Here is a 14,379-nt window from a genome sequence, read left to right as displayed (position 1 = left end):
GACATTGCCGGGCGCGGGCATGGGCGGGGAACGCACCACCCGGTGCCGTCGCGTCGGCCCACGCGTCCGGCCCACGCGTCCGGTTCAGGCGTCACGCCCGGCCATGGCCGGCGGGATGACCGGTCAGCCGGAGTTGCGGTAGTAGACGGGCTCGGCGGACTTCCTGCCGTCGGCGGAGGTGACCTCCACCCGTATCCACACGTCCTTCGGGACGGTGTCCCAGTCGACCGGGATCCAGATCTGCTCCGTGCCCGCCGGGAGCCCCGGGATCGGCGTGGGGTCGTGCCAGCCGACCGTGGCCGAGTCGACGACCCTGGGGGTGTCCAGGTCCGGCCAGCTCAGCGTGACCTTGGCCGAGCCGAGATGGTAGCCGCGGATCTCCAGGCCGTCCTGGATCTGCCGCGCCCGCCGCTGCGCCTCGACGGGGATCGGCCGGTCCCAGTCGGCCGCGATCTCCTCCGCCAGCGACGGCGAGCCGCAGGTGAAGAAGTCGCTCCACATGTACGAGATGATCTTCGAGACGTACGGCGCGGCGAGCGTCACCTGGGTGTCGAGCCTGGGCTTGTCCGTACGCCCGCGGGTGCCCTGCCGGCCGCACGTCTCGGTCGAGGTGGACGGCTCGAACGCCTCCACGTTGGCCCACAGCTCGACCTGGACGCCCTCCTGGACCAGCTCCTGCCTGGCCAGCGACATCGCCCGGTAGTAGTCCCTGGTGCTGCCGTAGTAGGCCGTGGCGTACGTGCTCTCGCCGACGACCGGCTTGAGCTCGTCGTCAACCGGCTTGTTCTTCCAGTTGGGCCAGAACAGGCCGACCTTGCCCGTGCCCCGGCCGTCCTGCGGCGCGATGATCTCCACGCCGGTGCGCGCCAGGGCCTTGAAACCCTGGGCCACCTGGCTGGGCGTGGAGGTGTACTTCACCCGCCTGCGGCTGTCGATGTACGGGCTCACCATGATCGGCTTGTCCGGCAGCACCTGCTCGACGATCAGGTGCTGCTCGGCGTACACCTGGAGCGTCTGGACCTTGCTCGGGTCGGGCCAGTCCCGCAGTTGCAGTTCGAACGGCTGGTAGACGCCGCCCAGCGAGTCGCGGCCCTTGAAGCGGTCGCCGTAGTCCTGGAGGACCCGCCGGGTCAGGGTGGTGAGCGTGCCGATGTGCCGGGGGTCGGCCCGGGTGGACTCCTCGGGGTCGCGCGGCGCGAGCGGCAGTGCGGGGAAGACCTTGATGCCGAACCGGTCGCCGAGGTCGAGCAGTTCCGTGAGGCTGTCCTTGACGCCCGCCGAGATGAGGATCAGGTGGTAGCCGCGCCCCTCGCGGGCGAAGTCGCAGGTGGGGTCGTCCGAGCCGTCGTCGGGCACGACGAGCCGGAAGAAGACGGCGTCCCCCACGACGATCTCGCGCTCCATCTGGGGGCAGCGGAGGATGCCGGGGCCGAACCGCTCGTCCGTGCGGTAGACGTACGTCCCGGTGATCTCGTTTTCGGGGTTGGCGGCCTTGAGATCCCTGTCGGCCGCCTGCGGGCAGGTGAGCCCGTCCTCCGTGCAGCGGGCGTACCTGCCGTCGGGCTTGGGATCCTTCCCCTCGGGGGCCGACGCCTCGAGGACCTGGCCCGCGTCGTCGGTCTCGCGCGGCGACAGGCCGAACCCGAGGCGTACGACCGTGTCCCCGCCGAGCCGGTGGATGGCCTCCAACTGGTGACGCCAGGTGCAGGGATCGGAGGTCGGGATGAGCCAGTAGCCGGCCACGGCGTACGGCGTCGTCGCCGTGGTTCCGAACGTCCCGCAGGGGTCGGTGAACTCGCTGTGCGCGGGCGACCCGATCATGGGGCTCGCGGGGGCGGTCTGTCCGGCGCTGGCGGTGCCGGACCCGGTGCTCCCGTCACGGAAGACGATCACCACTGATGCGACACCGGCGAGAATCGCCACACCGAGGATCAGAGTGAGCCAGCGTACTTTCAGGACACTACCGCCCGTCGTTCAAATGATCTTGCTGCTCCCCCAGCCTACCCGGATGTCGCACTCCGCGGTCGCCGCCAGGAGCGGTGTTCACCGCGCGTTCAGCTCTTGACGCCCGCCCAGGCTTCGAGTTGCGCGACGAACCGGCGTGCGGAGTTGGGCCAGTGGTGATGCGCCCGCGCGGCGGCGTAGCCGCGGCCGCCCGTCCCATGCCGTTCGAAGGGGTTGTCCCTGAGCTGGAGCACCGCCCGCGCCACCGCCTGGGGGTCCTCCCAGGGCACGACAAGCCCGCACCGGTAGCGCTCGACGAGCTCGACGGCCCGCGGCGACGGGGTGGTGATGACCGGGATGCCGTGCGCCATGTATTCGATGATCTTGGTGGGCATCGAGTGGCGGTAGTTGGGCTCGTCGCGCAGCAGCGAGAGCCCGGCGAGCGCGCCGTCGAGCCGCTTGAGCGCCTCGTCGTTCGGCATGAAGTCGCGCCACTCCAGCAGGCCCTGTGCGACGGCCTCGTTCAGCAGGGGGCGGCTCTGCGGGTCGGCGTAGCCGATCAGCTCGACGGCGACGCGCTGCGGCTGGAGCAGGCGGGCCACCTCGACGGCCTCCTTGACGCCCCTGGCCTCCGACAGCCAGCCGAGATAGACGATGCGGTCGTCCCCGGGCCGGCTGACCGTGTCGGGCACCCATGTCTCGTTCGGCACCACGAGGTGCTGCTGCTTGAACCGGCCCGCGTACGCCGTCTCGGCCAGCAGCAGGTGCAGCCTGCGCTCCGCGGTGGTTTCGAGCAGCCGGGCGAGGAACCGGGTCGGCGGGCGCAGGAACGCCGGCAGCCACGGTTTGAGCGACAGCGTCGCGGGGGTGTCCTCGTGGACGTCCCAGACGACCGGCGGCCTCCGGCGCACTCCGGCGACCGCGAACAGCAACTCGGGGTCGTGGATGAGGGCCAGATCGACCCTGCCGCGCATGCTCTTGAAGAGCTTTCGGGCGGCCCGCACCGCCGACAGGCGGCGCCGCTCGGCCGCCCTGGGCAGGTCGACGCCCGTCACGAAAGAACGCGGCACGACCCCGCGGGCCGTGTACGGCGCGGCGTACGTGACCTCATGACCGGCGTCGACGAGCGCGCGGATCTGCCGGTGCAGGATCCGGGCGTCCTCGGGGTGATGCACCACCGTCATGACGAGCACGTGCACGCGCGGGACCCTTCCTACAACCGCTCGACGCGTTCGCTCGTGGCCAGCACGCCGCGAGTGTCCAGCACGAGAGAGGCTCTCTCCTCCACCACGTCCAGGTCGAAGATCGAATGCTGTTGGAGCAGGACCACCACGTCGGCGGCGGCCACGGCCTCGGCCAGGTCCTCCCCGCGGGGGATCGCCCTGCCCTCGACCGACCACTCCTTGACGTACGGGTCGCAGAACGACAGCTCGGCGCCCAGCTCGAGCAGGGCCTCGGCGACGGGTATCGCCGGCGTCTCCCGCTCGTCCGCGATGTCCGGCTTGTACGTCACGCCGAGGAGCAGCACGCGGGAGCCGTTCACCGGCTTGCGCGCCCGGTTGAGCAGCCGCTGCACGCGGGCCACCACGTACGACGGCATCCGCTCGTTGATCTCCTGGGCCAGCTCGACGAACCGGAACGGGTAGCCGAGCTTGCGCACCGTGTACGACAGGTACGACGGGTCGACGGGGATGCAGTGCCCGCCGACTCCGGGGCCCGGCAGGAACTTCTGGAAGCCGAACGGCTTGGTCGAGGCCGCCTCGATGGCCTCCCACAGGTTCACGCCGAGCTCGTCGCAGAAGATCGCCATCTCGTTGACGAGGGCGATGTTCACATGCCGGTAGGTGTTCTCCAGCAGCTTGGCCATCTCGGCCTCGCGGGTGCCGCTGACCGGCACGACCCGCTCGACGAACTGGGCGTAGAAGGAGGCGGCCCGCTCCTTGCACGCGGGGGTGTAGCCGCCGACGACCTTGGGAGTGTTGCGCAGGCCGAACTTCGGGTTGCCCGGGTCGATCCGCTCGGGCGAGAACGCCAGGTGGAAGTCCTTGCCCGCCGTCAGCCCCGACTGCTCCAGGATCGGCCGTACGAGCTCGTCGGTGGTGCCGGGCCACGTGGTGGACTCCAGCACGACGAGCGTGCCCGCCTGGAGGTAGCGGGCGACGGTCCTGGCGGCGCCCTCGACGGCCGAGAGGTCGGGACGGTGGTCCTCGTCCAGCGGCGTCGGGACGCAGATGACGATCGCGCGCGACCGCGACAGCACGGACGCGTCCAGCGTGGCCGTGAAGCCGCTGGAGAGCATCCTGTCGAGGTCGGCGTCGGTCAGGTCGTCGATGTAGGAGCGGCCGGTGTTGAGCGCGTCGACCTTGCGGGGGTCGACGTCCAGGCCGGCCACCCGCAGGCCCGCCGCCGTGGCCTCCTTGGCCAGCGGCATGCCCACGTACCCCAGCCCGATGATCGTCAGATCGAAGGCTGTCACGATGTGGCCTGATGGCGGAAACAACACTTCATGGTGGCAAAGGTTATCTCAACTCGGCACCAAGCATGCCTGATGCATCACATCCGACATTCTGCTGTTTATCGAGTTTCGGTCAACGACTGGTAGATCCCTTGGTAGGTGCGGGCCAGGCTGCTCCACGTCCGGTGCGCCGCGACCTCGGCCCTGCCCGCCTCACCCATGGCCCGGCGGCGCTCCGGATCCTCGCGCAGCGCGGCCAGCGCCTTCGCCAGTTCGGCCGGGTCTCCCGGCGGCACCAGCAGACCGGCCCCCTCGCCGCCGACGAGTTCCGCGAGCGCGGGCAGGTCGCTCAGCACGACCGGCTTGCCCAGCGCCATCGCCTCCACCGGCTTCAGCGGCGTGACGAGGCGGCAGACCCGCAGGTCCTCACGCGGGCAGACGAAGATGTCGATGGCCGCCTGCGCCTGCAACGCCTCGTCCGGGCCCACCCGTCCGGGCAGGATCGCGTCCTTCAGGCCGAGCCGTTCGACCTGTTCGAGCAGCGCGGGCCGTTCCGCCCCGTCACCGACGAGCAGGACCTTCACCGGGGTCCCCGCGTCGCGCAGCAGCGCGGCGGCGCTCAGCAGCGTGGCGAAGCCCTCGTAGCCGACGATGCTCGACACCGAGCCCACGACGATCTCGTCCCTGCCGATGCCGAACCGCTCGCGGAACGCCTCGCCGTCGTAGTCGGCCGTCAGCAGGGAGTCGTCCACGGCGTTGGGCGCGAGGAAGATACGCTCCCTCGGCACCCCGCGCTCGACGATCTCGGCCGCCATCGTCTCCGCGAGCGTGACGACCGCGTCGGCCTCGCGCATGATCTGCGCCTCGCGCTCACGCTGCAGCCTGTGCCGCTCGCTGCCGACCCGGGCGGGATCCCGGGAGACCCAGGTCTCCTCGAGGAAGCCGCGCACCTCGTACACGAAGGGCGTGTTCGTCCGCTCGCGCACCGCGAGCGCGACCGAGCCGTTGCGGTGGTCGGTCGCCGCGTGCAGGACCTGCGGGCGCAGCGTCCTGACGAGCTCCGACACGTCCGCGGCGCCGCGGATCATCCGCCCCCGGCTCTCGAAGGGCACCTCGTCCTTCGGCAGCAGCCGGTAGTAGGGAATCCCGTCGATCTCCTCGTACGGCTCCGCGTCGGTGTGCCCCTGGAGCATGGGCCAGCCCCAGCTCGTCACGACGTGCGGGTCGAGCCCCGCCGCCTGCTGCGCCGTGACGATGCGGTGGGTGCGCACGGTGTAACCCGCCTGCGTGTACGGCAGGGCGTTGGTGACCATGTGCAGCACCCGGCCGGGCACCCGCTCACCCATGATGATCTTGGCCTTGGGCGGGATCGGGTTCGGCCCGAGCGCGGCCTTCTCACCCTCGTAATAGGCCATCCTGCGGCGCACGAACGGCCACCGGGCCTGCGCCTCCAGCACCTGGGCCGCCTCGGTGAGCCGGCCGGCGTCGAAGTGGGCCTTGGCGTCCCGCAGCGGGCCCTTGGCCGCGCGCTGCAGGATCTTGCGGGTCCTGACCTTCACGAACCGGGCCGCGGGCCAGGCCACGCGGCCGACGACCGGACGCACGCCGGGCGGTATCGCGTCGGCGGCGGCCTGGGCCACCCGCATGGGGTCAGACTTGACCTTGCTCACGACGATCCGGGAGACGAGGACCGGGTTCCTCGCGAACCCCCGGAGGAAGCCGCCGAGGCCGGCCTTCGCGGACGCGGCGGACACGGCCTTTACGGGCTTGTTGGCCTCGGATTCCACGGCGCGACCGTACCATAGGCAACGTTTGTCCCAGGTCCGAGAAAGGGCGAAAGGCGAGGTAGATGAGAGACAACCCCCTCGTCCTGCATGTGCTGGGCGCCCGGCCCAACTTCGTCAAGGCGGCCCCGGTCGTCAGGGGGTTGGCCGAGCTCGGCATCCGGCAGGGCATCATCCACACAGGCCAGCACTACGACGCGCTGATGTCGGACGTGTTCTTCGCCGACCTCGGCCTGCCCGAGCCCGTCGCGAACCTCGGCGTCGGCAGCGGCACCCACGCCCGGCAGACGGCCGCCCTGCTCACGGGGCTGGAAGACGTCGTGCTCGAACACCGCCCCGCGCTCGTCGTCGTCTACGGCGACGTGAACTCCACCCTCGCGGCGATCCTCGTCTGCGCCAAGCTGCACGTGCCGACCGCGCACGTGGAGGCGGGCCTGCGCTCCTTCGACCGCGAGATGCCAGAAGAGGTCAACCGGGTCGTGACCGACGCGCTGTCCGACCTGCTGTTCGCCACCTCGCCCGAGGCGCTCTCCCACCTCGCCAACGAGGGCGTGAACCCGGCCAAGGTGCACCTCGTCGGCAACCCCATGATCGACAGCCTGTTCGCGGCGCTGCCGAAGCTCGACCCGGCGCCCGTACGGGAACGCCTCGGGATCGAGGGCGCGTACGCGGTCGCCACGCTGCACCGCCCGGCCAACGTCGACGACCCTGAGGCGGCCCGCGAACTGGTCGACGCCGTGCTCGGGGTGGCCGAGCAGGTGCCAGTCGTCGTACCGCTCCACCCGCGCGGCCGACAGCGGCTCGCGGAGGCCGGGCTCGTGGACCGGCCGAATCTGAAGATCGTGGACCCGCTCGGTTATGTGGACTTCCTGTCGCTGGTCAGGGGCGCCGCCCTCGTGGTGACGGACTCGGGTGGCGTACAGGAGGAGACGACCATGCTGGGCGTCCCCTGCCTGACCGTCCGGCCCAACACCGAGCGGCCGGTCACCGTGACCCACGGCACCAACCGGCTCGTCACGCCCGCCTCGCTGCCCGCCGCGGCGTCCAAGGCGCTGGCGGACGGGGCCGCCACGCCGAGCGGGGAACTGCCGCCCCTGTGGGACGGCGCGGCCGGGCCGAGGATCGCCCGTGTCATCGAAGCCTGGCTCCGCGGCGACAACCTCTCCCCCGCCGCCCAATCCCGCGTGATCTTGGAGTAAGTCGCACGCATGCCGTCCGACCTGCACTTCGACCCGTCGTGATCTTGCAGTTAGTCGCACGTGTGCCGCCGACCTGCGCTTGAACCTTTCGTGATCATGCACGGAATCGATGCGCGGCCCCACCGACCAGCCAGGACGCATTTCGTGATCTTGCAGTGTGGACTGCATGATCACGGAGTGTGAAACCGCAGGCCAGGGACGTCGTACGCGGTACTACTGCATGATCACGGAGCGCGGACGCCCAGGTGAGGCACCACGCCTGCGACAAACTACAAGATCACGGCGGGGGGTTGGGGGGGGTTGTGGACAAAGGGACACAAAGGTGTGGGTATCGGCCCTACCATTGGGCCTCTGTCAAGCTCCTCACTCTCATGGTCCTCAAGGGGGCGAAACATGGCTGAGACCGACGAGACTCCTGAGGCTTCGGACGGCCCGCGTTTCCAGCGGCTGGGGCCGGTGAACTGGCTGCCCGAGGAGCGCAAGCACGTCGAACAGTACGAGCAGCGCATCCGCGACCTGGAGAACCGGCTCGCCTACCAGGAGGCCCGTGCCGACTACGCGCTGTGGAGGCTGCAGGCCACCCAGACCCAGAAGCCCTACCGGGTCGCGCAGGTGCTGACGAACGCGGCGAAGCCCAAGAAGATCGTCCGGCTGCCCCGAGACCTCAGCAAGGCGATGAAGGACGGCAAGAAGGCCCCGAAGGCGCCGCCCTCCGCGATCGAGGTCGCCGCCGCCGCGGAGGCGCGCGGCCCCGAGGTCAAGATCCCGGGTCTCAAGTGGCCCGACGGCCCGGTCGTACGGCCGGACATGCCCGTCGCGGTGATCCTCGACGACTTCTCCCGCATGGCGTTCAAGTACGAGTGGGACCAGATCGAGTTCGGGCTGCAGGACTGGCGGGAGATCTTCGCCGAGAAGCGGCCGGAGATGCTGTTCTGCGAGTCGGCCTGGCACGGCAACCAGGGCCGCTGGCGCTACCAGATGACCGGGACGAACGCGCCCAAGCAGGAGCTGCGCGACCTGATCGCCTGGTGCAGGGACGAGGGCATCCCCACGGTCTTCTGGAACAAGGAGGACCCGCCCAACTTCGACTTCTTCATCGAGACGGCCAAGCTGTTCGACTACGTGTACACGTGCGACGGCGACATGATCCCGAACTATCGCGAGGTTCTGGGTCATGACCGGGTGGGTGTGCTGCAGTTCGCCGCCCAGCCCCGGATCCACAACCCGATCCAGACCAAGCAGGGCCGGCCGTACGACATCGTCTTCGCGGGGATGTACTTCCGCGACAAGCACCCCGAGCGGCGTGAGCAGATGGAGACGATCCTCGCGCCCGTACGCCCGCTCGGCCTGCACATCTTCGCCAGGAACGGCTCGGTGGCCGACAAGTACGCCTGGCCGGAGGAGTACCGCCCGCACATCGCCGGCGAACTGCCGTACGAGCAGATGCTGGCCGCGTACAAGATGTACAAGGTCTTCCTCAACGTCAACTCGGTGATCGACTCGCCGACCATGTGCGCGCGCCGGGTCTTCGAGCTGTCGGCCTGCGCGACCACGGTGCTGTCGGGGTGGTCGCGGGCCATCGAGGAGACGTTCGGCCCGCTCATCCCGGTGGCGCACTCCCAGGAGGAGGCCTACAACCGGGCCATCTACCTGATCAACAGCCCGGAGCTGCGGTCCCGCCAGGGTCACCTGGCGATGCGCGAGGTGTTCGACAAGCACCTGTTCTCCCACCGGGTCGACCAGATCCTCTCCGACCTCGGCCTGCCGGTCAGGTCCCGTACGCGGTCGATCTCCGTGGTGTTGCCGACCAACCGGGCCGGGCAGCTCGAACACGCCATCAGCCAGGTGGCGCGGCAGCGGCACCGCGACCTGGAACTGGTGCTGGTCATGCACGGCCTGTCGGAGGACCCGGCGGTCGTGCGCGACAAGGCGCTCGCGGCGGGCATCCCGGCCGTGAAGGTGCTGACCGCCGACCCGTCCTGGACGCTCGGCGAGGTGCTCAACCACGGCATCGCCCACGCCGAGGGCGAGCTGATCTCCAAGATGGACGACGACAACATCTACGGCGAGCACTACCTGTCCGACCTGGTCCGCTCCTTCGACTACGCCGACGCCGAGATGGTCGGCAAGGGCGCGCACTACACGTACTTCCCCGACCAGGACGTCACGATCTTCCGCCTGCCCGGGCTGGAGCACCGCTACGCCCACCTCATCCAGGGGGCGACGATCCTGGCCAAGGCCGACCTGCTGCGGGCGCTCCCGTTCGAGGCGGTCAACGCGGGCGAGGACACCCGGCTCGTACGGCGCTGCAAGGAGGAGGGCGTCCGGATCTACTCGGCCGACCGGTACAACTTCATCTACATGCGCGGCTCGGACGCCACCGCCCACACCTGGCAGGCGGCGGACTACAAGCTGACCCGCAACGCGCAGTTCTGCTTCGCCGGCAATCCTGAGCCGCACGTGCTCATCTGAGCGGGACGGACCGCCGGGGCCCGTCATCGTCCCCGGCGGTCGTCCCCGGCGGTCGTCTCCGGCCCCGCAGCCTCCGGCCTGTCGCGGTCCCCGGCGGTCGTCTCCGGCCCGACGACGCTCCGACCTGGTCGTTCTCGCCCTTGGTACCCCTGGCTATACCTCGATTTGGGGCGTACGCGGGAACGACCTGGAGGGCCTACGACTGGTGTGCTGATCACTGTCAGTCAAGCGTTCCTCGCAGGAGACAGTGAAATGACAGTCGACAGCCGGCCGGCGCCCGAGCGCCACACGGGCCGGAGCGGGCTTCGGGGCCTTATCAGCCGCTATCCCCTGATCAGCTTCTTCGTCCTGGCCAACCTCATGAGCTGGGTCGCGTGGACGCCCTTCATCCTCTCGTCGACCGGCCTCGGAGTCTGGGACTTCACGTTCCCCGAGCCCGGGCAGATCACCGGGATGCTGCCCGGCGCCTATCTCGGCCCCATCTTCTCCGCGTACATCGTGACCAGGGTCGCGGACGGCAAGGAGGGCGTCCGCCGGTGGCTCCGGGGGATGACCAAGTGGCGGGTCAACTGGGTCTGGTACGTCGTGGCCATCTTCGCGGTGCCCGTCTCCATCATCGCCGCCTCGGCGGCGCTCTCCGACGAACCCGCCCGCATGCCGTCCCTCGTCATCCTGGCCGCCTACGTGCCCGGACTGCTGATCCAGATGGTCACCACCGGTCTCGCCGAGGAGCCCGGCTGGCGTGACTTCGCCCTGCCCCGCATGCAGCGCCGGTTCGGCCCGCTGGGCGGCACCGCCATCCTCGGCATGATGTGGAGCATCTGGCACCTGCCGCTGTTCATGAGCGAGTGGGGCGGGTGGCCGGACGTCACCGTCATGCGAGTCGGCGAGTTCGTCGTCTTCTGCTGCGCCTTCAGCGTGGTCGTCACCTGGCTCTTCAACCGGACCGGCCAGAGCCTGCCGCTGGTCATGCTGCTGCACGTGAGCGCCAACAACTTCATGTCGATGGTCTACTCGGAGATGTTCCCGTCGATCAGCACCGCCGAGCAGGCCAGCCGTGTCGTCCTGCTGGCGGCCACCACGGCGGCGATCGTGCTGCTCATCGCGACCCGCGGCCGTCTCGGTTACCGCCCCGCCGAGGAGCCCGCGCCCGCGCTCGCCCCCCAGCGCTGAACCCCACGCTGAACCACCACGCCGCCGAAGACCCTAAGATCACTTGCCCGAGGGGGTGCGTGATGGAGCCGCCGGAGACCCGCGAAGACGCCCGTACGGACATCCGGCGCGCCCCGGCCGGCAACGCGCGGAGGGGTCTCACCGCACACGCCCGTCGCCTCCTCGACGCCGTCGAACACCTCGTCAGCGGTCTCGCCACCGCGCTGCTTGCGTTCGCCGGTCTGCTGTGGCTCGTCCTGGTCGCACTCACCTGCCTGATCGGGGTGGGCCTGCTCCTGGCGCCCACCGTGCCGCGCGTCGTGCGGTCCGTCGCCGAACGGGAGCGTGACCGGTTGTCCCGCTGGGGGCCGGAGATCGTCCGGCTGGGGCCGGCGCCGGACGGCGTACGCGCCGCGCTCGCCGACCGGGCCGTACGGCGGGAGGTGGGCTGGCTCCTCGTGCACAGCACGCTGGGCCTGTTCCTCAGCCTGTCCGGGCTTACGATGGTGGCGAACTCCGTGCAGGACGTCACCTACCCCCTGTGGTGGCGGATGCTGCCCCCGGACGATGTCACTCCCGGCCTGGTGTTCTGGGACGTGCGCGCCCCCGGGGGCGTCCTGGCCGTCGCGCTCTTCGGCGTGGGGCTGGCCGTCTGCTTCCTGCTGCTCGGACCGGGGATGGCGTGGGCGCAGGCGTGGCCGGGGCGCCGGCTCCTGACGCCCACCGCGGACATGGACCTGTCCCTGCGCGTCGCGCAGTTGTCGGCCACCCGCGCGGCGGCGCTGGACGCCCACGCCGCGGAGTTGCGCAGGATCGAGCGGTCGCTGCACGACGGGGCGCAGAACCGGCTGGTCGCGGTCACCGTGCTGCTCGGCGCGGCGCACCGAGCGCTGGCGCAGAACCGGCCGGGCGCGGAGGAGATGCTCGAACGCGCCCAGGAGACCGCCGAGCAGGCGCTGGCCGAGTTGCGCACGGTCGTGCGCAGCATCCTGCCGCCGGTGCTGAGCGACCGTGGGCTCACCGACGCGCTCTCCGGGCTCGCGGCGAACTGCGCGGTGCCCTGCCGGGTCGACATCGACGCGTCCGGCAGGTGCGCCGTATCGATCGAGGCCACCGCCTACTTCGTGGTCGCCGAGGCGCTGACCAACATCTCCAGGCACAGCGGGGCCCGGCACGCCACGGTGACCGTACGCCGTGCGGGCGGCCTGTTGTCCCTGCGCGTCGAGGACGACGGCGTCGGCGGCGCGGACGAACGGCACGGCTCCGGGCTCACCGGCATGCGCAGCCGGATCGAGGCGCACGACGGGCGGCTCACCCTGTCCAGCCCACCCGGTGGGCCCACCATCCTCGACGTGGAGTTGCCGTGCGGATTGTGATAGCCGAGGACGACCCGCTGCTGCGTGAGGGGGTCGCGCTGCTGCTGCGGGCGGAGTCCCTCGACGTGGTGGCCACGACCGGCTCACCGGACGCCTTCCTGCAGGCCGTCGACGTCCACCGGCCCGACGTGGCCATCGTCGACGTGCGGATGCCGCCGACCCACACCACCGAGGGCATCGCCGCGGCCGTGGAGGCGAGGCGCCGTCAGCCCGGCCTCGCGGTGCTCGTGCTGTCGGCCTACGTGGAGCAGGCGTTCGCCACCGAACTGCTCGCCGCGGGAACCGACCGGCTCGGATATCTGCTCAAGGAGAGGGTCGGCCGCGTCGGCCAGTTCCTCGACGCCCTGCACCGGGTGGCCGCCGGAGGCACGGCCATCGACCCCGAGGTCGTCGCGCAGTTGCTGACGCGCACCCGCTCCGACAGCGGGCTCGAGCGGCTGACCGCAAGGGAACGCGACGTGCTCGCCCTCATGGCCGAGGGCCTGGGCAACGCCGCCATCTCCGAGCGGCTTTTCGTCAGCGAGGGCGCGGTGCACAAGCACATCCGCAGCATCTTCGCCAAGCTCGACCTGGCGCCCACCGACCGCGCGGACCGGAGGGTCACCGCCGTCCTGCGCTACCTGGAGGAGACCCAGCGCCGCGGCTGACGCCGTACCCGCCACACCCCGTCGCACCTCGCCGCGCCTCGCCGCACCCCGCCATACCTCGCCGCGCCTCGCCACGCCGCACCCCGCCATACCTCGCCGCCTGCCGAGACCGGCAGCGCGTGATCCTGCCGTGCGACGACGCGGAATTTCTGGTTGCCCTGTAACGGGACTTCCCGCCCACGAGCGGGCGGGTCCCGTGTGCGCGCGTGCCGGACGCGCAGGGGGCCTCTCACATGACCACGACGACATCGAAAGGCACGCCCCATGAGATCCAGATCCGGCCCGCTCGCGCTCGTCGGGGCGGCCGTCCTGTGGGGGACCGCGGGAACCGTGGGCACGCTCGCCACCGCCGGCTCCGTCTCGCTGGCCGCGGCCCGCCTCGTGCTCGGGGGGACACTGCTGGGCGTGCTGGCGCTGGTCACGCAGCGCAGGGCCCGCCGTACGGGTCGGGGGAGCGTTCCGGTGGCCGGGGCCGCGACACGCTGGCCGCTGGCGCCCGCAGTCGTCGCCGTCGCGGGCTACCAGCTGTGCTACTTCGCGGCGGTCGGCAGGACCGGCGTGGCGATCGGCACGGTGGTGGCCATGGGCAGCGGGCCGGTCTTCACCGGGTTCCTGTCGTGGGTCATCGGCCGCGAGCGGCCGAGCGGGCGCTGGGCACTCGCCACGGCCGCCGCCGTCGCCGGCTGCGCCGTACTGGTCACCGACGGGTCCGGGGGAGCGGACGGCGCGGACGCGGCGGGCATCGCGCTCGCCCTCCTCGCCGGTCTCATGTACGCCTTCTACGCGGTCGTGGCGGCCCGGGCCATCGGCGGGGGCATGGAGTCGGGGATCGTCATGGGCGTGCTCTTCGGCGGCGCGGCCGTGCTCATGCTGCCGGTCCTCGCGCTGACCGGGCCTGCCTGGCTCGCGCACCCGGGCGGCCTGCTGACCGCGCTCTACCTCGGCTGCGCCACGACGGGACTGGCCTATCTCCTGTACGGCCGGGGCCTGCGCACGACCCCGGTCGCCACGGCGGCCACGCTCACGCTGGCCGAGCCGGCCGTCGCAGCGCTGCTCGGCGTCGTGGCGCTGCACGAGCACCTGTCCCCCGTCTCGTGGGCCGGCCTCGTGCTGCTCGCCCTGGGACTGGTCGTCGTGGCGCTGCCCCGCCGGGTCGCGCACACCGGACGCCACCGCATCCGGGACACCGCGGGTGCCGGCCGCCGGCACATGGCCTCAGCGAGCTCGGCTCCGTGACCACGCTGAGGCCCCGTCTCCACCGTGGAGACGCCGTACGGGACGAGCGCTCGCGCGGCCTTCGCCCTCGAATGTGTCATATGTGCGGCTAATTGCGGAATGTCGGAAGGGTTC

10 protein-coding genes are annotated in these 14,379 nt (G+C 70.9%); 6 read left to right on the top strand and 4 right to left on the bottom strand.

Annotation, left to right across the window (positions count from 1 at the left end; translation table 11 throughout):
- Positions 1–123: 123 nt before the first annotated feature.
- The 4 genes from HHX31_RS19530 to HHX31_RS19515 all read right to left on the bottom strand — a co-directional run bounded on the left by HHX31_RS19530 (position 124) and on the right by HHX31_RS19515 (position 6,186).
- On the bottom strand, positions 124–1,923 hold the full coding sequence (locus HHX31_RS19530) for a DUF4434 domain-containing protein (protein WP_311932070.1): 1,800 nt from the start codon (positions 1,921–1,923) through the stop codon (positions 124–126).
- A 131-nt stretch (positions 1,924–2,054) separates the two neighbouring features.
- Positions 2,055–3,143, bottom strand: coding sequence for a glycosyltransferase (locus HHX31_RS19525; RefSeq protein ID WP_169949745.1), 1,089 nt, complete (start codon positions 3,141–3,143; stop codon positions 2,055–2,057).
- A 14-nt stretch (positions 3,144–3,157) separates the two neighbouring features.
- The gene (locus tag HHX31_RS19520; RefSeq protein WP_169949744.1) at positions 3,158–4,420 is read right to left on the bottom strand and encodes a nucleotide sugar dehydrogenase; all 1,263 of its coding nucleotides are present in this window, start codon (positions 4,418–4,420) and stop codon (positions 3,158–3,160) included.
- A gap of 98 nt (positions 4,421–4,518) precedes the next feature.
- Positions 4,519–6,186, bottom strand: a complete 1,668-nt coding sequence (locus tag HHX31_RS19515) for a glycosyltransferase family 4 protein (protein ID WP_169949743.1) — start codon at positions 6,184–6,186, stop codon at positions 4,519–4,521.
- A 62-nt stretch (positions 6,187–6,248) separates the two neighbouring features.
- Here HHX31_RS19515 and wecB point away from each other — a divergent pair, with 62 nt between their 5' ends.
- The 6 genes from wecB (at position 6,249) to HHX31_RS19485 (ending at position 14,265) form a co-directional block, all read left to right on the top strand.
- Entirely contained in the window at positions 6,249–7,382 is a 1,134-nt protein-coding gene (gene wecB, locus HHX31_RS19510; protein ID WP_169949742.1) for a non-hydrolyzing UDP-N-acetylglucosamine 2-epimerase, read from the top strand.
- Between the two features lie 393 nt (positions 7,383–7,775).
- On the top strand, positions 7,776–9,854 hold the full coding sequence (locus HHX31_RS19505; protein WP_169949741.1) for a glycosyltransferase: 2,079 nt from the start codon (positions 7,776–7,778) through the stop codon (positions 9,852–9,854).
- Between the two features lie 252 nt (positions 9,855–10,106).
- Complete coding sequence (locus tag HHX31_RS19500; protein WP_169949740.1) at positions 10,107–11,027, top strand: CPBP family intramembrane glutamic endopeptidase; 921 nt, start codon at positions 10,107–10,109, stop codon at positions 11,025–11,027.
- A 62-nt stretch (positions 11,028–11,089) separates the two neighbouring features.
- Positions 11,090–12,382, top strand: coding sequence for a sensor histidine kinase (locus tag HHX31_RS34505; RefSeq protein ID WP_169949739.1), 1,293 nt, complete (start codon positions 11,090–11,092; stop codon positions 12,380–12,382).
- Positions 12,370–13,029 carry a response regulator transcription factor gene (locus HHX31_RS19490; RefSeq protein WP_169949738.1) on the top strand — a complete coding sequence of 220 codons (660 nt, stop codon included), beginning with the start codon at positions 12,370–12,372 and terminating at the stop codon, positions 13,027–13,029. Before HHX31_RS34505 ends, HHX31_RS19490 begins: the two co-directional genes overlap by 13 nt.
- 264 nt (positions 13,030–13,293) lie before the next feature.
- Positions 13,294–14,265: a DMT family transporter gene (locus HHX31_RS19485; RefSeq protein WP_169949737.1), complete on the top strand. Its 972-nt coding sequence runs from the start codon at positions 13,294–13,296 to the stop codon at positions 14,263–14,265.
- The last annotated feature ends 114 nt before the right edge of the window (positions 14,266–14,379 follow it).

Source organism: Microbispora sp. H11081 (assembly GCF_012999535.1).
In the GTDB taxonomy this organism is placed as follows: domain Bacteria; phylum Actinomycetota; class Actinomycetes; order Streptosporangiales; family Streptosporangiaceae; genus Microbispora.
The sequence above is the reverse complement of the archived record's forward strand: the minus strand, read 5'-3'. Positions and strand labels throughout refer to the sequence as shown.